General features: G+C 58.9%; 13 protein-coding genes and 4 tRNA genes. 11 read left to right on the top strand and 6 right to left on the bottom strand.

Translation table 11 applies throughout. The features are described from left to right. Positions 1 to 66: 66 nt before the first annotated feature. The 7 genes from alaS to mgtE all read left to right on the top strand — a co-directional run bounded on the left by alaS (position 67) and on the right by mgtE (position 6,745). Positions 67 to 2,691 (top strand): alanine--tRNA ligase, encoded by a 2,625-nt coding sequence (gene alaS, locus P7C00_RS24225; protein ID WP_346632330.1) that lies wholly within the window; start codon positions 67 to 69, stop codon positions 2,689 to 2,691. Between the two features lie 97 nt (positions 2,692 to 2,788). Continuing rightward, positions 2,789 to 4,030, top strand: a complete 1,242-nt coding sequence (locus P7C00_RS24220) for an aspartate kinase (protein ID WP_102860691.1) — start codon at positions 2,789 to 2,791, stop codon at positions 4,028 to 4,030. A gap of 187 nt (positions 4,031 to 4,217) precedes the next feature. Then, a complete protein-coding gene (csrA, locus tag P7C00_RS24215) occupies positions 4,218 to 4,406 on the top strand; it encodes a carbon storage regulator CsrA (protein ID WP_002554426.1) in 189 nt (62 codons plus the stop codon). A gap of 62 nt (positions 4,407 to 4,468) precedes the next feature. Next, positions 4,469 to 4,559 (top strand) — tRNA-Ser (locus P7C00_RS24210). A 107-nt stretch (positions 4,560 to 4,666) separates the two neighbouring features. Next, a tRNA-Arg gene (locus P7C00_RS24205) sits at positions 4,667 to 4,743 on the top strand. A 72-nt stretch (positions 4,744 to 4,815) separates the two neighbouring features. Continuing rightward, positions 4,816 to 4,892, top strand: a tRNA-Arg gene (locus P7C00_RS24200). Between the two features lie 410 nt (positions 4,893 to 5,302). Further along, entirely contained in the window at positions 5,303 to 6,745 is a 1,443-nt protein-coding gene (gene mgtE / locus P7C00_RS24195; protein WP_346632329.1) for a magnesium transporter, read from the top strand. 111 nt (positions 6,746 to 6,856) lie between these two features. Here mgtE and P7C00_RS24190 read toward each other — a convergent pair whose 3' ends face one another. Next, complete coding sequence (locus P7C00_RS24190) at positions 6,857 to 7,183, bottom strand: Arc family DNA-binding protein (protein ID WP_016968184.1); 327 nt, start codon at positions 7,181 to 7,183, stop codon at positions 6,857 to 6,859. Between the two features lie 378 nt (positions 7,184 to 7,561). On the opposite strand from P7C00_RS24190, the gene phnN reads away from it, so the two are divergent. Beyond that, entirely contained in the window at positions 7,562 to 8,143 is a 582-nt protein-coding gene (gene phnN, locus P7C00_RS24185) for a phosphonate metabolism protein/1,5-bisphosphokinase (PRPP-forming) PhnN (protein WP_346632328.1), read from the top strand. On the opposite strand, the gene P7C00_RS24180 is transcribed toward phnN, so the two are convergent. Both P7C00_RS24180 and P7C00_RS24175 read right to left on the bottom strand, forming a co-directional pair. Further along, positions 8,118 to 8,297 (bottom strand): PA3371 family protein, encoded by a 180-nt coding sequence (locus tag P7C00_RS24180; RefSeq protein WP_346632327.1) that lies wholly within the window; start codon positions 8,295 to 8,297, stop codon positions 8,118 to 8,120. The genes phnN and P7C00_RS24180 overlap by 26 nt on opposite strands. 23 nt (positions 8,298 to 8,320) lie before the next feature. Beyond that, positions 8,321 to 8,560 carry a hypothetical protein gene (locus P7C00_RS24175; RefSeq protein WP_404937504.1) on the bottom strand — a complete coding sequence of 80 codons (240 nt, stop codon included), beginning with the start codon at positions 8,558 to 8,560 and terminating at the stop codon, positions 8,321 to 8,323. A gap of 295 nt (positions 8,561 to 8,855) precedes the next feature. Between P7C00_RS24175 and P7C00_RS24170 the strand changes: the two genes are divergently transcribed. After that, positions 8,856 to 8,932, top strand: a tRNA-Arg gene (locus tag P7C00_RS24170). A 13-nt stretch (positions 8,933 to 8,945) separates the two neighbouring features. Here P7C00_RS24170 and P7C00_RS24165 read toward each other — a convergent pair. From P7C00_RS24165 to P7C00_RS24155, 3 genes are read right to left on the bottom strand one after another with little or no spacing between them, the layout of a single operon-like run. Beyond that, positions 8,946 to 9,605 (bottom strand): DUF1266 domain-containing protein, encoded by a 660-nt coding sequence (locus P7C00_RS24165; RefSeq protein ID WP_404937503.1) that lies wholly within the window; start codon positions 9,603 to 9,605, stop codon positions 8,946 to 8,948. Positions 9,606 to 9,612: 7 nt separating this feature from the next. Then, the gene (locus P7C00_RS24160; RefSeq protein WP_346632324.1) at positions 9,613 to 10,854 is read right to left on the bottom strand and encodes a hypothetical protein; all 1,242 of its coding nucleotides are present in this window, start codon (positions 10,852 to 10,854) and stop codon (positions 9,613 to 9,615) included. After that, positions 10,845 to 13,172, bottom strand: a complete 2,328-nt coding sequence (locus tag P7C00_RS24155; RefSeq protein ID WP_404937502.1) for a hypothetical protein — start codon at positions 13,170 to 13,172, stop codon at positions 10,845 to 10,847. Before P7C00_RS24155 ends, P7C00_RS24160 begins: the two co-directional genes overlap by 10 nt. Positions 13,173 to 13,699: 527 nt before the next feature. Here P7C00_RS24155 and P7C00_RS24150 point away from each other — a divergent pair. Then, entirely contained in the window at positions 13,700 to 15,304 is a 1,605-nt protein-coding gene (locus tag P7C00_RS24150; protein WP_346632322.1) for a response regulator, read from the top strand. Beyond that, the gene (locus P7C00_RS24145) at positions 15,301 to 15,990 is read left to right on the top strand and encodes a sensor histidine kinase (protein ID WP_404937501.1); all 690 of its coding nucleotides are present in this window, start codon (positions 15,301 to 15,303) and stop codon (positions 15,988 to 15,990) included. Before P7C00_RS24150 ends, P7C00_RS24145 begins: the two co-directional genes overlap by 4 nt. Positions 15,991 to 16,275: the final 285 nt, after the last annotated feature.

The raw sequence follows: 16,275 nt of genomic DNA, 5'->3' as shown, positions 1-16,275 counted from the left end.
TTGCCGTCGTTTCGTCTGTTGACGTTGCGCACAGGCCTTTGGCCGCAGTCTCCGTGGAAGAACCTAATGAAAAGCGCAGAAATCCGTGAAGCCTTCCTTCGCTTCTTCGAAGAGCAAGGCCACACCCGTGTAGCCTCCAGCTCTTTGATCCCAGGCAACGACCCCACCCTGCTGTTCACCAACGCGGGGATGAACCAGTTCAAGGACTGCTTCCTGGGTCAGGAAAAGCGCGCTTATACCCGCGCTGTCAGCAGCCAGAAGTGCGTCCGCGCCGGCGGCAAGCACAACGACCTGGAAAACGTCGGTTATACCGCTCGTCACCACACCTTCTTCGAAATGCTGGGCAACTTCAGCTTCGGTGACTACTTCAAGCGTGACGCCATCACTTTCGCCTGGACTTTCCTGACCTCCGACAAGTGGCTGAACCTGCCGAAGGAAAAGCTCTGGGTCACGGTTTACGCCAGCGACGACGAGGCTTACGACATCTGGACCAAGGAAGTCGGGGTGCCGGCCGAGCGTATGGTGCGCATCGGTGACAACAAGGGCGCGCCTTACGCTTCCGACAACTTCTGGACCATGGGCGATACTGGCCCGTGCGGCCCTTGCACCGAGATTTTCTACGATCACGGCGCCGATATCTGGGGCGGCCCACCCGGCTCGCCTGAAGAGGACGGTGATCGCTACATCGAAATCTGGAACAACGTGTTCATGCAGTTCAACCGCACCGCCGATGGCGTTCTGCACCCGCTGCCGGCGCCGTCGGTGGACACCGGCATGGGCCTGGAGCGGATCAGCGCAGTGCTGCAGCATGTGCACTCGAACTATGAAATCGACCTGTTCCAGAGCCTGCTGGACGCGGCAGCCAAGGCCATTGGTTGCACCAATGATGCCCAGGCGTCGCTGAAAGTGGTGGCCGACCACATCCGTTCCTGCGGTTTCCTGATTGCCGACGGCGTGCTGCCGTCTAACGAAGGTCGTGGTTATGTGCTGCGACGGATCATTCGTCGTGCCTGCCGTCACGGCAACAAGCTGGGGGCCAAGGGCAGCTTCTTCTACCAGATCGTCGCGGCCCTGGTGGCCGAAATGGGCGAAGCCTTCCCAGAGCTTAAATCCCAGCAGGCGCATATCGAACGCGTGCTGAAAGCTGAAGAAGAGCAGTTCGCCAAGACCCTGGAGCAGGGCCTGAAGATCCTCGAACAGGATCTGGCGGCACTCGAAGGCTCGGTAGTGCCGGGCGACGTGGTGTTCAAGCTCTACGACACCTACGGTTTCCCCATGGACCTGACCGGTGACATCGCCCGTGAGCGCAGCCTGACCCTCGATGAGGAAGGTTTCGAGCGCGAGATGGAAGCCCAGCGTGTACGTGCCCGTTCCGCCAGCTCCTTCGGCATGGACTACAACAGTCTGGTCAAGGTCGATGTGGCCACCGAGTTCACCGGCTATCACGCCACCAGCGGTTCGGCCAAAGTGGTCGCCCTCTATAAAGAAGGGCAATCGGTCGACGTACTTAATGAAGGCGAAGAAGGGGTTGTGGTTCTTGACCAGACTCCGTTCTACGCCGAGTCCGGCGGACAGATCGGTGACTGCGGTTACCTGCAGGCTGGCAGTGCACGTTTTGATGTGCGCGACACCACCAAGACCGGTGGTGCGTTCCTGCACCACGGCGTACTGGCGTCGGGCAGCCTGATTGTGGGTGCTCCGGTTGAAGCTCAGGTCGATGCCGACGTGCGTCACGCCACTTCGCTGAACCATTCGGCCACCCACTTGCTGCACGCCGCACTGCGCCAGGTACTGGGCGAGCATGTACAGCAGAAGGGGTCGCTGGTGGACAGTCAGCGCCTGCGTTTCGACTTCAGCCACTTCGAAGCGATCAAGCCCGAGCAGATCAAGGCCCTGGAAGACATCGTCAACGCCGAGATTCGCAAGAATACGGCGGTGGAAACCGAAGAGACCGACATCGATACCGCCAAGAAGAAGGGGGCCATGGCGCTGTTCGGCGAGAAGTACGGCGACAGTGTGCGCGTACTGAGCATGGGCGGTGATTTCTCGGTTGAGCTGTGCGGCGGTATCCACGCCAACCGTACCGGCGACATCGGTCTGCTGAAAATCACCAGCGAAGGCGGTGTGGCTTCCGGCGTACGGCGTATCGAAGCGGTCACCGGTGCTGCGGCCTTGGCGTACCTGAACGCTGCGGAAGAACAACTCAAGGAAGCGGCGACCCTGGTCAAGGGCAGCCGTGACAACCTGATCGACAAACTGTCGGCCGTGCTGGAGCGCAATCGTCTGCTGGAGAAGCAGCTTGAGCAACTGCAGGCCAAGGCAGCTAGTGCGGCGGGTGATGATCTGTCCGCTCAAGCGGCAGACGTCAAGGGCGTGAAAGTGCTGGCTGCGCGTCTTGACGGCCAGGACGGCAAGGCGCTGTTGGCGCTGGTGGATCAGTTGAAAAACAAACTCGGCCGCGCAGTGATCCTGCTCGGCAGTGTCCATGAGGAAAAGGTCGTACTGGTTGCGGGTGTAACCAAGGACCTGACTGGCCAACTCAAAGCCGGTGATTTGATGAAACAAGCCGCTGCGGCAGTGGGTGGGAAGGGTGGTGGTCGTCCAGACATGGCTCAAGGCGGTGGTGTTGATGCTGCTGCGCTGGATGGGGCACTGGCCCTGACCGTGCCATTTGTCGAACAGGGTATTTAAGGCGCCGAGCCGGGCCCGTCGTCTAGTGGCGGGCCCTTGCGCTGTGCAGTTTGATTGATTAACGGGCGCCCCTTTACGGGCTGAGGCGGCTTAGAAAATGGCTTTGATCGTACAGAAATTTGGAGGCACTTCGGTCGGCTCTGTCGAGCGGATCGAGCAGGTCGCCGACAAGGTGAAGAAGTTCCGCGAAGCCGGCGATGACCTGGTGATCGTGCTGTCGGCGATGAGCGGCGAAACCAATCGCCTGATCGATCTGGCCAAGCAGATCAGTGGCGAAGCCAAACCGGTTCCCCGTGAGCTGGATGTGATCGTCTCCACCGGCGAGCAAGTGACCATTGCGTTGCTGGCCATGGCGTTGATCAAGCGTGGTATTCCGGCGGTGTCCTACACCGGCAACCAGGTGCGCATTCTTACCGATAGCGCTCACAATAAAGCACGAATCCTACAGATCGATGATCAGAAGATTCGTGGTGACCTGAAGGCCGGGCGTGTGGTTGTGGTTGCCGGTTTCCAGGGCGTTGACGAGCACGGCAACATCACTACGTTGGGTCGTGGTGGCTCCGACACCACCGGTGTGGCGCTGGCAGCGGCCCTGAAGGCTGACGAGTGCCAGATCTATACCGATGTAGATGGCGTCTATACCACTGATCCACGTGTGGTACCCAAGGCTCAGCGCCTGGACAAGATCACCTTCGAAGAGATGCTGGAAATGGCTAGCCTCGGTTCCAAGGTGCTGCAGATCCGCGCGGTCGAGTTTGCTGGCAAGTACAACGTTCCGCTGCGCGTGTTGCACAGCTTTCAGGAGGGTCCGGGCACCCTCATTACTATTGATGAAGAGGAATCCATGGAACAGCCGATCATTTCCGGCATCGCTTTCAACCGCGATGAAGCCAAGCTGACTATCCGTGGCGTGCCAGACAATCCTGGCGTGGCCTTCAAGATTCTCGGCCCAATCAGTGCGGCGAACATTGAAGTCGACATGATCGTGCAGAACGTTTCGCACGATAACACCACCGACTTCACCTTCACCGTGCACCGCAATGACTACCTGGCGGCCCAGACTGTGCTGGAAAACACCGCCCGTGAGATCGGCGCCCGTGAGGTGGTCGGTGATACCAATATTGCCAAGGTCTCGATCGTTGGTGTTGGCATGCGCTCCCACGCGGGTGTGGCAAGCCGCATGTTCGAAGCCCTGGCCAAGGAAAGTATCAACATCCAGATGATCTCCACGTCCGAAATCAAGGTTTCGGTGGTGATCGAAGAGAAGTACCTGGAGTTGGCAGTGCGTGCGTTGCACACCGCGTTCGAGCTTGACGCTCCAGCCCGCCAGGGCGAGTGATAGGTGTTTGAAAGGGGCGCGGTCTGACCGCGCCCTTTGTGTTTTTGATCGGCACGGCAGAAACTGTTCTTTTGCCCGTGCTAGTCAATACTTAGGCGTGTAGGACTGCAGCCGACCAGGTTGTAGGCCGACACCCTTTTTTTTGCAGACTGTAGTCCCTGAAAATGTAATGCGTGAGGAGAAAGGTATGCTGATTCTGACTCGTCGGTGCGCAGAAAGCCTGATCATTGGTGATGGCGAGATCACTGTGACCGTGCTCGGCGTCAAAGGTAATCAAGTGCGTATTGGTGTCAACGCCCCCAAAGAAGTGGCGGTTCACCGTGAGGAAATTTACCTGCGGATAAAGAAAGAGAAGGACGAAGAACCAAGCCATTAATTTTTATCGTTTTTTTTGTTTGCAAACGGGGAGAAAGCTGGTTAATATACGCCCCGTGTTGCGGAGAGCTGGCCGAGTGGCCGAAGGCGCTCCCCTGCTAAGGGAGTACACCTCAAAAGGGTGTCGGGGGTTCGAATCCCCCGTTCTCCGCCATTATTTGTTTAGTACGTTGTAATCTGGCTTCTTCTGTAAGTTGTTGAAATTACTAGAAAAAGTGCTTTACAAAAAGATTTAACGGCCTATAATGCGCGGCAACAAATGCACTCGTAGCTCAGCTGGATAGAGTACTCGGCTACGAACCGAGCGGTCACAGGTTCGAATCCTGTCGAGTGCACCATTTAAGAGTTAGTTGCAGCAATGTAGTTAACTTGGCTTCAGCCAGTTGTGGTCTGGTCTAAAAACACAAAATGCACTCGTAGCTCAGCTGGATAGAGTACTCGGCTACGAACCGAGCGGTCACAGGTTCGAATCCTGTCGAGTGCACCATACACCAGAAAGCCCGCATCGAAAGATGCGGGCTTTTTGCTTTCTGCGTTTTATTTATTTGTCGTTCTTCTTGCTCGTCCGGCTGGAACGGCTTTGGTCTTCGGAAGTCGAATGCTCTGCCTGTCGCCGAACTTTTTTCTCCCGGTGTGTGTTTTCTTTTTCTGCCGGGGCGTCGCAGTTTCATAGATTCGGACACTACTCAGGTTTATGCCGCAAGCGCTTGTTCTTGCCGCGATTTTTTAACGTTTAAAACTGCCAAGCGGTGTATCATTGCGCCCGTCAGCCCCGCCGGGGCTTGTGGAATACCTCCATGGACTTACCCAGTAGTTACTCAGTATCCCGTTTTCACAATCATGAACTGACTGATTGATCCTTCCGGCGTGCTCCTCTGCTGGGAGTGGAGTTCGCCTATGACCGAAGTAGAAGTAAAGAAAACGCAGGAAAGCCTGCAAGACCGCCTCGCTCAAGTCGTTGAGCTGCTGCAGCGCCAGCGGGTGGTTGAAGACCTGACGCACCGTCAGGAAGGTCACCATCACGATCGGGTCGAGAACCTGGTCCATCGGCAAAATCTCGTCGAATTGCAGCGCAAGCTCGATGATCTGCACTCTGCCGACGTTGCCTACATCCTTGAAGCCTTGCCTCTTGAAGAGCGCCTGACCGTCTGGCAGTTGGTCAAGGCCGAGCGTGACGGCGACATCCTTCTCGAAGTATCCGATTCCGTACGTGAAACCCTGATCGCCGACATGGACGATCACGAGCTCCTGGCTGCTGCCAAGGAGATGGACGCCGACGAACTTGCTGATCTGGCTCCCGAGCTGCCGCGAGACGTCGTCCATGAGTTGATGGAAGCCCTTGACGGCCAGCAGCGTGAGCGAGTTCGCTCTGCGCTCTCCTATGACGAGGAGCAGGTCGGTGCGCTGATGGACTTCGAGATGGTGACGATTCGAGAGGATGTCAGTCTTGAAGTGGTTCTGCGCTACCTGCGCCGTCTCAAGGAGCTACCGGGCCATACCGACAAGCTGTTTGTGGTGGATTACGACGGCGTGCTCAAGGGTGTCCTGCCGATCAAGCGTCTGTTGGTCAATGATCCGGACAAGCAGGTCGCGGAAGTCATGGCCAGCGACCCGGTGAGCTTTCATCCGGATGAAGATGCCTACGATGCGGCTCAGGCATTTGAGCGTTATGACTTGATCTCGGCCCCGGTGGTTGACAAGAACGACAAGCTGATCGGCCGTTTGACCATTGACGAAATGGTCGACCTGATTCGTGAGGAGAGCGAGACCGAAGTTCTCAATATGGCCGGTCTGCGGGAAGAGGAGGATATCTTCGCCTCGGTCTGGAAGTCCCTGCGCAACCGTTGGGCCTGGCTGGCAATCAATCTGATTACCGCGTTCGTCGCGTCTCGAGTGATTGGTCTGTTCGAAGGCTCTATCGAAAAGCTGGTAGCCCTGGCGGCACTGATGCCAATTGTTGCGGGTATCGGCGGCAATTCGGGTAATCAGACCATCACCATGATTGTCCGGGCCATGGCCTTGGACCAGGTGAGTACTGGGAATACTTCACGCCTGATGCGCAAGGAACTGGCAGTAGGCCTGATCAATGGTCTGGTCTGGGGTGGGGTGATCGGTGTTGTCGCCTACATGCTCTACGGGAGTTGGTCGTTGGGAGTGGTGATGACCGCCGCGATGACCCTGAACCTGCTGTTGGCGGCCCTGATGGGGGTTCTGATTCCCATGACGCTGGCGCGCTTGGGGCGTGACCCGGCAATGGGGGCCAGCGTAATGATTACTGCCATGACCGACAGCGGTGGCTTCTTCATCTTCCTTGGTTTGGCGACGATCTTCCTGCTCTGAGCCAGCCTCGCACATCGGTTTATTCGCGAAGCGCCTTTATGGCGCTTCGTTGCTTTTATCGCAGGCAAAAAAAAGCCAGCGGCTAGGCTGGCTTGAGCTTTCAGGGTGAAATCAGTTGGCGTCTGCGGCCATTTCGGCGTCATGGGCGATCAGCGAAACCAAAGCGTTCTGCTGGCGATGAGAGAGTTGACGGAAGCGTTGAAGCAGTTCGCGTTCATGCAAGGACAGCTCAGGGCTATCCAGGCGCATGCTCAACTCTTCACCCAAGGCACCTTCCTGAATAAGACTCTGTTCCAGGCGCGCGATGATTTCGGAGTTCATGCTGCGGTGATGATTGCGAGCCACCTCGGCAATGCGTTCACGCATCCCGTCGGGTAGACGTACGACGAACTTGTCAGCCGTACGGCTGGAATAAATTGCCTGTTTCAATGGGCGCATATATTTAACCGGTTAGTTCAGGGGAGCGGTTCTCGGAATTGGCCGCGGGCTGTCTTTTAGGACAAGCCTGATTGCCAAATGTTCAACCTGAATTGTTAAGAGGCCCGCATCATGCCTCAAAATTGCCAGATCCTTGGCGTCAATTCTGTGACAAATATTGAACTGGATAAAGGCGTTATGCCAGCACCAATTATCAGAAATGCGGACTGGTTTGAAAAGATCGCCGGGCCCGCGTTGTTGGCCGCATTCTCCCATTCGACGGGAGTGTCAGTGCACGGGCGAAGGTGCATGCTATGCGGGTGAGAGTGTAATCCCTACCTGTTAGAGGATAGTGGCAAATGGCCGATTTACTAGTTGTGCTGTCCGGAGCGGCAGCCTATGCCGGGTAGAGTGATTTATTTGATGGGGCCTTCAGGGGCCGGCAAGGATAGCCTGATTGATGCGGCCAGGCAGCCTTTAAGTGCGTTGGGATGTGAGGTTGTAAGAAGGGTGATCACGCGCTCGGCCGAGTCGGTGGGCGAGGAGGCGTTGGGGGTCACTGCCGAGGAGTTTGAGCGACGGGTGGCTCGGGGCGATTTTGCCTTGTTTTGGCGAGCCAATGGTCTGGGTTATGGCATTCCCGCGCAGATCGATGCTTGGCTGGCGCAGGGGCAGAATGTGCTGGTCAACGGCTCTAGAGGTCATTTGCCTCAAGCGCGGGAGCGTTATCCTGATTTAATTCCGATAGTTCTGATGGTCGATACCGACGTATTGCGCCGTCGCCTGCTGCGTAGAGGCAGGGAAAGCCTGCCGGAGATAGAGCGTCGCCTGCAGCGCAATGAAAAATTTGCCACTGCTGCCTGGCTGGATGAGGAGCAGGTCGTGCGTCTAGACAATTCGGGTGAGTTGACGACAACCCTGGAGGGGCTGCTGGTCATACTGAGCGAGAAGGGGGTCAGCGCAATACCGGGTCGAACTTGATCTTGCGCCCGGCCAACAGCGCCAACAGGAATAGGCTGAACATTGAGCCGCAGATGATCAGAGCTGCATTGGCCTGGGGGGCTTCCGGCAGCAGCAAGGCGGCGATAGCGCTGAGCAACGTCAGAATAAGCAGGCTTTTGGCTGCGGTGGACATAGAAGGCTCCTGAAGTCTTGGTCTTAAAAAATCCAGCGTTCGGTTGGCGTGGCGGCTGGTTGCTGCAGTGTCTTTTCCTGGGTAACCCTGGTCACGCTGCGAGGCTCGCCCTGGGCGTTCATGACTGCCAGCTGCGGTGTCGGGTGCTGGTTGTAACGAGCGCTGGACAGTCCGGCAGGGCCAGCGTTGTCTGCAGGTTGAAAGTGAAAAGCCACCAGTACGGCAATGGCGATCGCATTCAAGAGAAACAGGGCGCTGTTCATGGGCGTCATCTCCGCAGTGTTTTATCCACTGATAAAGCAGCCTGCGTGCCAAGAGTTTAACTGTAGATAAACTCTTTAAAAACAATAACTTGAGGTGGATTTTAGATGTCGATGAATTGCATTTTGCAATGATGGCTTTTTGCGGTGATGCAATTTGCACGATGAGACCCCGAGTGAGCGGATCGCTCCTGACGGCTCGTGCAAAAAGCCCTATGGATAACATGACAAATGCGGCCTTGGCCGTTAACATGCACGCCGTCCTACGCGCCGTGAAGTATCAGGCGCTTGCAGTTTTGTCTCAGTAGCTCAATTGGATAGAGCATCCCCCTCCTAAGGGGAAGGTTGGCAGTTCGAACCTGCCCTGGGACACCATCCCTTCGCGGTCTCAATCCGCCACAGGCAACAACGCCGGCAGGCCCTGCCAGGCAACCCCAGCCCAGATGCCGCTACCGGGCATGAGCAGCCGGCTCAGGCTTGCTTCATTGAACACCTCACCCAGAGAGTCGGCCCTGAACGCCGCGATCCATTGGCTGCGCCCGAGCATGAAGGCTCTGCCGAAGTCTTCCCAGTCGCTGAAGCAATCCTGAGCTCGTTGGGCATTGAGGAGCATGATCCTCCATCCGCTCTCTGTGTCGATCCAGCCCATCAACATCGCGCAGCGGACAAAGAAGGCGCTGCGCACGCAGGCGAAGGCCATTGCTGCTCGCGGGTCGTCGGTGGCGTTCAGGTCGTGCAGGTCAACCCGGAACCACTGGCGTTCCAGGGTGCTGTTCAAGTGTTCGCGGACTTCGTCGTTCGTGGCGTTGCTGCGAAAGCCGATCTGGTGCAGCAGCGGGGCCCTGAGGGAGGCTTTCGCCTGATCCATGAAATGGGTGGTCTCGGGATCGAAGAAGCCGGTCATCCCGGTGGCATCCACCATGGGTTGGGCCAGGCTCAGTGCCCAGCGTTTGCGTGGCGTGAACACCACCAGAGACGTAGGCGACTGGCGGCGAAAGTAGCGCCACACCAGCCAGGCGCCGAAGGCTACGGCAATTATCGTCATCATGTGCGTTTCACCGGTTTCTGGCCTGCCAGGCTGCGATTTCCTCGGCCTGGGGAGGAGACATGTCCGTCCAGGGCACGCCTTCGGTCCGATACAGCGGGTCGTCGGCGTGGCGTTGTGGCCAGGGGCTTTTCTTGAAGATATGGCGGGTGGCGTACTTGACCGATGGCGCCTGGGGGGCAACTTCCAGCAGCAAGTTGGACTGGCGGGCCGCCACCAGCCATTCGACCATGGCCGACGGGGCGTCCAGTCGGTAGAACAGTTGCGGGTAGCGAGCCACCAGGCGGGTCTGGGCTTGCGCATCGCTGACTTCCTCGATACGCAACCAGCCGGCATCGGTGCGCACGATGCCGATGGCAATGCAGTCGGCTGGCGTCTGCAGGTCGGTGTCCAGGGTGTTGAGGAGGCGCAGCAGGTCCTGGAAGTAGCGCTCGATGGGCGGGCGGTTCTGCTTGCCTTTGACTTGCTCCACGGTCAGTACGCCGTCGTCCTGGATGATCAGGCTGACGGTGATGTGAGGCTGGCCCTGGGCATCACGCAGACTGAACACGCGCATGCCCTGTTGCTCCACGGCTTCGGCGTAGCGTTCACCGTAGCCGCCGGTCAAGGCTCGGCGGTTGGCGAATTGTCCCAGGCAGTGGCGCATCACATAGCTTTCGAAGGCCATTTCAGCCCGTAGCAACGGGCTTTCCGGGCGCAGTTCGACCCAGGTGTGTTCGGCGCAGGAGACCGCCACATTGAGGGCGTCGGGAGAGCTCTGGCGCCAGCCCTGATCGACCCGGGCGGCCATCTGTGCGTGCTCTTTTTCCCATAGTGCCAGGGCCTGCGGGCAAGTGATGCGCTCCAGCTTGCCCTCCAGTGCCGTGCCTTTACGCGAGGTCAGGAACTCCACCAGTTGCGCTTCCTGCTGCAACAGCAATGGCTCCAGCGGGTCGACCCATACCAGCGCCGCCACGGTCTTGGCGGCGTCTTCGAGTTGTACCTTGGCAGCGCTGTCGAAGTACCCGCTTACCCAGGCCGGCGGCGCGTCACTACCCAATGCCGCACAGGCGTCATCCAGGGTCTGGATGCGCCGCGCAGGTTCGAAGTTGCCCACCAGGTGGCGATAGAAGTGATTCAGCAGCCAACCCTGCACCCCATCCTCGTCGCCGCGCCCCAGGCTGCGCTGAGTGATGCCGCGTTTCAGTTCATCGGCATTCAGCAGGTTGCGTGGGGCGTAGCTGGGGCTGCGTTTGTCGGCGCTTACTTCCATATCTGCCACCAGTTTTTCTTGCCGGCCGGTTGAGCCGGTGCTTGCAGCTCGCTCAGGATCTCCTCGATCCGGGCGCGGCACCTGATGTCGTAGTCATCGTCCGGGGTGCACAGCGCCAGGGTTCGTGCGCAGTAGTCAATGGCTTCGGCGGTGCGGCCACGGGCCTTGAGGAAGTCCACCGAGCTGGACATGACCGAGACTTCGTTGAGGGTCAGCACTGCTGGCTCGTAACGCTGCCAGAGGCTGTCGGCGTTGTCGGGATGGGCATGGGCCAGGTAGCGCGCGACCTGAATCCGGGCGAACAGCGCCGAGCTGTCCAGTTGCCGATCGCTGACACCTTGCTCTTCCTGCCACTTGAGCAGGCGTTCGAGCCAGATGAGGATTTCGTTGTCGCGATCGAGCTTGTACAGGGCGTACACCACGGAGGCGACGTACTCATTCGGGTCGTGGCGGCTGTAGCCGAACTCCGCCGAGTAATGCCAAAGCTGTTCTGCGGCATCGATGATGCCGGGCAGATCCTCCAGGCTGATACGTGCACTGAGCAGGCCGTTGTAGTGTTCGGCGAACGGGCTGGCGGCGATGCCGCGCGCGTGCAGCTCGATGGCGTCTTCGTAGCGGATCTGGTTGTAGTAGCGATAGTTGATCGCCAGGTTGTTGCAGAGCATGGAGTACAGGTGCGCGCAGGCATCGTAGGGGTGGCCGCTGCCGCTGGCGAAATAGCGTTCCATGTGGGCCTGGCCCTGCTCGTAGGCGTCTTTCTGCGCTTCGCGCAGCAACGAATAGGCCTGGTCCCGGGCGTCCTTGGGCAGCTTGTCGGCTTCAGTCTCTGCCAGGTCTTCGATGCTCAACGCATAGTTGTAGGCGTATTTGCCGCAGGACAGCACCGGCTTCGGCGCTTTCAGTGCCTCGATCACCCCCAGGCTGTTGACCCGAGCGGCAAACAGCGAGAACGCGCTGCGGTTGTCCTGCATACGGCCTGCCTGGATGGCGTTTTGCAGCAGGCTGGCTTCGGTGGTTGCGTCGATCAGGCCGCGCTCTGCGTCATGCACGGCGGCCAGGCGGGTGATCCAGGGCTGCTCGGGGGTACGCCGCAGGGCTTCGGCGCGAGCTTCGGCAAACAGTGAGTCGCGTGTCTCCAGATCTTCCATGGCCTGGTGCAGGGCGGCCAGCAGTGGGGTGGTATCGGACTCGGTGGTTTCGATGTTCGGCAGCGCCTCGAGAAAACTCTGCAGTGCTTCCTCGGTAATACAGGCACGCATCACGCAGATCGGCCACCAGGCACTGCGCTCTTCGGGATCTTGCAGGCGGTCGAGAACCAGGCGGGCGGTAGCTGGCCAGAGTTCGGTTTGCCTGTCGTAGATGTCGATGAAGGCTCGAAACCCCGCTTCGTCGATGCGTCCGGCTTCCATCAGCCAGGGCAGTTCGTACTCGATAAAATTGTTGCCGCCGTCAGAATCCAGGCTCAGGGCGGCGGCATTGCAGACCTTTAAGGCTCCGGCCAGGTCGCCCTGGGCGTGCAGGGCGCGGGCGGCCAGGCGCGCAGTACGCACTTCCCACTCGCGGCGCTGGGGCAGCGAGAGGCCTGAGGTCAATTGGGCGATGGGTTGTTCGAACAGCGCCAGGCGCAACGGGATGATCTCGATCAGCGAGTTGCCCAGCCACAGCCAGTCGCCTTCATCGATGTCTTGGTCGGGACCGGCCGTGCGTACGGCGTTGACGGCTTCCAGCGCGGCGCTACGGGCTTCTTCATCACGACTGTGAAAGGCCAGGACGCGGGCGCGGCGTTGATACTGGTCGGCAGCATCCCAGGCACGCAACGCTACACGGGCAGGATTGCCCAAGGTCAGGGCATAGCGCACTTCGATGGTTTTCAATGCGACTTCGAGGCGACCCTGTTCCAGCTCGTCGAAGATTCGGTAGCGACGATAGTGCTCGACATTGAAGTCCAGGGTTTGTGTGGCCATCTGGTTGAGTTGCTCGAGCACCTCAAGCAAGGTTGTGTCGTCGTCCAGATAACTGGCGACTCGCAAGCGCAGGATGGCCAGGTTCATTGTCAACTCGGCGCGGGCGGGCTCATGCACGGCTTGCAGCAGAGCATTGCCATCCTCTGCGATAACGGCCCGGGCCGCGGCTGAATCACCGGCCTGCATCCATAGCGTGTGCAGGCGGTCGATCGAGGCCAGGGAGTCGGCCCGCAGCGGCTGTGCTTGCAACTGGGCCAGCAGGGTATCGGTTTCCTGGTCCTGTTGCTGTGCCTCAAGGCGGTCCATGAACTGTTCCAGTTCAATCCCGGTTATCGCACTGCTGTCATGCGCCATCGTTAACTCCATTTGATAATGACCTGCGCATCCCATGATGCGCTGCCTGGCAGACCGGCATTTGCTCGTCGATGATACCGCCGTCGGGCGTCATGCCGATCCTTCGACACCCGGATTGCAAGCCTGTGGGGCTTGCGACTGATGGAACCTTTGCCGGCTGGCCGGCCCTGCTTGCAGGGCCGGTATTGCGGAGCAAAAACGATCGAGGCTTTGAGGCGCAGCACGCTATCAGGTGATGTTTCAGAATCCAAGGTTTCAACACGCAGCCAAAGTGTTTTTCAGCGCTGGGCCAGGACTTTTTACATCAGGCAGCAAATGCTGTCCGGCCACTTTAAGGGAATGGCGAATTCGGCCGATAACTTCAGTGGACAATTGTGTTCCCAAGTAGCGATCTGCATCACAGGTCGACTTGAAAGTGCTTGATAGCCCGTGGCCAGCAGCTATTATCTGCGCGCCAAAAACAGGCTGCGAAGCCGGGTGGGTCCTGCTGTCCCTGGATTGATCTTCTTACTTGCCTGGAATCTTCGATGCTGGCGTACCACCAAAAGAGCTTTTTGATCGTCGATGATTTCTCGGACTTCCGCAGTTCGGTGCGTTCGATGTTGCGTGAGCTGGGCGTCAAGGACGTGGACACCGCCGACACTGGCGAACAGGCCCTGCGCATGTGCGCGCAGAAGCGCTATGACTTCATCCTCCAGGACTACCATCTGGGCGACGGCAAGAAAAACGGCCAGCAGGTGCTGGAAGACCTGATGCTGGAAAAGCTCATCAGTCATGAGAGCGTGTTTCTCATGGTCACTGCCGAGAGCAGTCAGGCCATGGTACTCAGCGCCCTCGAGCATGAGCCCGATGCCTATCTGACCAAGCCCTTCAACCGTTCCGGCCTGGCCCAGCGCCTGGAGCGCCTGCAACAGCGCAAGACCCTGCTCAAGCCCATTCTTCAGGCCCTTGATCGGGGCAAACCGGTGGAAGTGCTCAACGCCTGCGTCGCTCTGTGCAAGCAGGACCCGCGTTACGCGCCGTTGTGCCTGCGCTATAGGGCCGATGCCCTGCGCGACATGCATCAGAACGAGCCTTTGGAGCGCCTGTATAACAGTATTCTGGCGGACCGGCCGTTGCCCTGGGCCTACGTCGGCCTGGGGCGCCTGCTGTTCAAGCGCGGGCAGGTAGGCGAAGCCAAGGCTGTCTATGAAAAGGCCCTCAAGGCTTTCCCGATGATGCCGGGGCTCTATGACGGACTGGCGGATGTGCTGGTGGCCGAAGGCGACACCAAGCGTGCCCAGAATGTGCTGGAAGAGGCAGTGCGCCTATCGCCGTTGGCGGTGCGTCGTCAGGCGCTGCTGGGCAAGCTGGCCATGGCCAACGAAGACTTCGACAGTGCTTCCAGGGCCTATCGGCAGGCTGTATCTCAGGGCGCGCAGTCGCGCTTCAAGGATCCGGAAAGCAATCTTGGCCTGGCCCATGCCTTGATCAGCAAGGGCAGTGAAAAGGGCCTGGACACCCGCACTCGCCTGGAGATCAACCAGACCCTGAGTGCGGTGGCCAAGGAAAACCCCACCGACCCTGGATTGCAGATTCGTGCGCGGCTGATGAAGGCCACCAGCCTGCTGCTCAATGATGCGGAAACCGCAGAGAAACTCACCGAGCAGGCGCTGATGCGCCTGGACGGCATGGAGCAGTTCATGAGTCCTGAAGCGGCATTGCTGGTGGCCAAGCAACTGCAGATGTTGGGGCAGGCCAGTGCCGGTGCCTCGATGTTGAAAAACTGTGCGGAAATCTACGGCGACGATCCGAAGGTCATGCAGAACATCGCCAAGCTCACCGACGATCCGACTATTCTCAGTTCGTCCAATGCAGCGGCCGACATCAACCGCCAGGGCGTGCGCAGTTACAAGGCGGGCAATCTGAGCGAGGCTCGGGAGCTGTTTCGCAAGGCTTTGGCCATGCAGCCGAAGAACATCAGTATTGCCCTGAACATGGCGCAGTCGCTGTTGCACGGCACTGACCCCAATACAGACGCGGCGCTCCTGGAAGAATGCCAGGCGTGCCTGAAAATGGTCGGCATGATGCCCGATACCGACGCGCGTTATCCGCGCTACCAGAAGCTGCGAAGCAAGGCGTTTGGCGAATGAACGAAGAGCAACAGGCGCTCGATTTCTCCACGGTGATTGCCTCCACCGTCCATGACATGAAAAACTCACTGGCCATGCTGATGCAGGCCCATGCCCAGTGGCAGGCCCGTCTGCCCGAGGCGCACCTGGCGCCCGAACAGGGGGTGATCGATTACCACTTCGCTCACCTCAACGGCATGCTGGTGCAGCTCCTGGGGCTGTACAAGCTGGGGGTCAACCAGTTGCCGCTGCAGCCGGCCTACCACGAGCTGGATGATTTCATCGAAGCGCAACTGGTGAGCCATCAGGATGTGTTCAGGAGTCGTGGAGTCTCTGCCACCTATGAGGTCGACCCCTTGAGTCCTCTGGGCTTTTTCGATCGAGAGCTGATTGCCTCGGTGTTGGCCAACTGCATCAACAACGCGCTGCGTTACGCCCGCCATGCACTGTTGATCACGGTCAGTGACGAAGAGGGGCAGGTGGTGCTGTCCATCAACGATGACGGCGACGGCTACCCGCAAGCGATGATCGAGCGTCAGGCCGATTATGTGCAGGGCATCAATCAGAGCAGCGGCAGCACCGGGCTGGGGCTGTATTTCGCCGGACGCATTGCCGAGCTGCATCAGCGCAATGGCGTGTGCGGGCACACCCGTATCAGCAACGGCGGCCCATTGGGCGGCGGGCTGTTCAAGCTGTACTTGCCTTGAGTGCCTGATCGGCGTGGTCGCCGAAGACTGCGGCGGCCAGGTGTTATCAGGGTGGCCAGGCCCTATCAGGGGCTATTGCCTTCTTCTTTTTCAAGATCGGTCCCGGCCATGACGTGTGGGTTGCTCGCCGGGAGTTCGTGCCCTCCCGGGATTTTATTCTTGTCTGCTTGAAATCCTGAACGGGTGATGCGTATTTTGTACGGGTCGCCGTTCGCGGCTCGTATAACAACAAGGATTGAGTCATGACAACCGATGGCCACAGTTCACTCGCCGAGCGATTGACGG

Origin of the sequence: Pseudomonas sp. JDS08PS003, assembly GCF_045013505.1 — a bacterium.
Classification (GTDB): Bacteria; Pseudomonadota; Gammaproteobacteria; order Pseudomonadales; family Pseudomonadaceae; genus Aquipseudomonas; species Aquipseudomonas protegens_B.
The sequence above is the reverse complement of the archived record's forward strand: the minus strand, read 5'-3'. Positions and strand labels throughout refer to the sequence as shown.

What these genes read in the sequence shown, in the direction of transcription:
- P7C00_RS24150 (WP_346632322.1), top strand. Translation starts at nt 13,700, where the DNA reads ATGCTGGCGTACCACCAAAAGAGCTTTTTGATCGTCGATGATTTCTCG.
- P7C00_RS24165 (WP_404937503.1), bottom strand. Translation starts at nt 9,605, where the DNA reads ATGATGACGATAATTGCCGTAGCCTTCGGCGCCTGGCTGGTGTGGCGC.
- mgtE (WP_346632329.1), top strand. Translation starts at nt 5,303, where the DNA reads ATGACCGAAGTAGAAGTAAAGAAAACGCAGGAAAGCCTGCAAGACCGC.
- P7C00_RS24190 (WP_016968184.1), bottom strand. Translation starts at nt 7,183, where the DNA reads ATGCGCCCATTGAAACAGGCAATTTATTCCAGCCGTACGGCTGACAAG.
- P7C00_RS24175 (WP_404937504.1), bottom strand. Translation starts at nt 8,560, where the DNA reads ATGAACAGCGCCCTGTTTCTCTTGAATGCGATCGCCATTGCCGTACTG.
- P7C00_RS24145 (WP_404937501.1), top strand. Translation starts at nt 15,301, where the DNA reads ATGAACGAAGAGCAACAGGCGCTCGATTTCTCCACGGTGATTGCCTCC.
- alaS (WP_346632330.1), top strand. Translation starts at nt 67, where the DNA reads ATGAAAAGCGCAGAAATCCGTGAAGCCTTCCTTCGCTTCTTCGAAGAG.
- P7C00_RS24160 (WP_346632324.1), bottom strand. Translation starts at nt 10,854, where the DNA reads ATGGAAGTAAGCGCCGACAAACGCAGCCCCAGCTACGCCCCACGCAAC.
- csrA (WP_002554426.1), top strand. Translation starts at nt 4,218, where the DNA reads ATGCTGATTCTGACTCGTCGGTGCGCAGAAAGCCTGATCATTGGTGAT.
- P7C00_RS24155 (WP_404937502.1), bottom strand. Translation starts at nt 13,172, where the DNA reads ATGGCGCATGACAGCAGTGCGATAACCGGGATTGAACTGGAACAGTTC.
- P7C00_RS24180 (WP_346632327.1), bottom strand. Translation starts at nt 8,297, where the DNA reads ATGTCCACCGCAGCCAAAAGCCTGCTTATTCTGACGTTGCTCAGCGCT.
- phnN (WP_346632328.1), top strand. Translation starts at nt 7,562, where the DNA reads ATGCCGGGTAGAGTGATTTATTTGATGGGGCCTTCAGGGGCCGGCAAG.
- P7C00_RS24220 (WP_102860691.1), top strand. Translation starts at nt 2,789, where the DNA reads ATGGCTTTGATCGTACAGAAATTTGGAGGCACTTCGGTCGGCTCTGTC.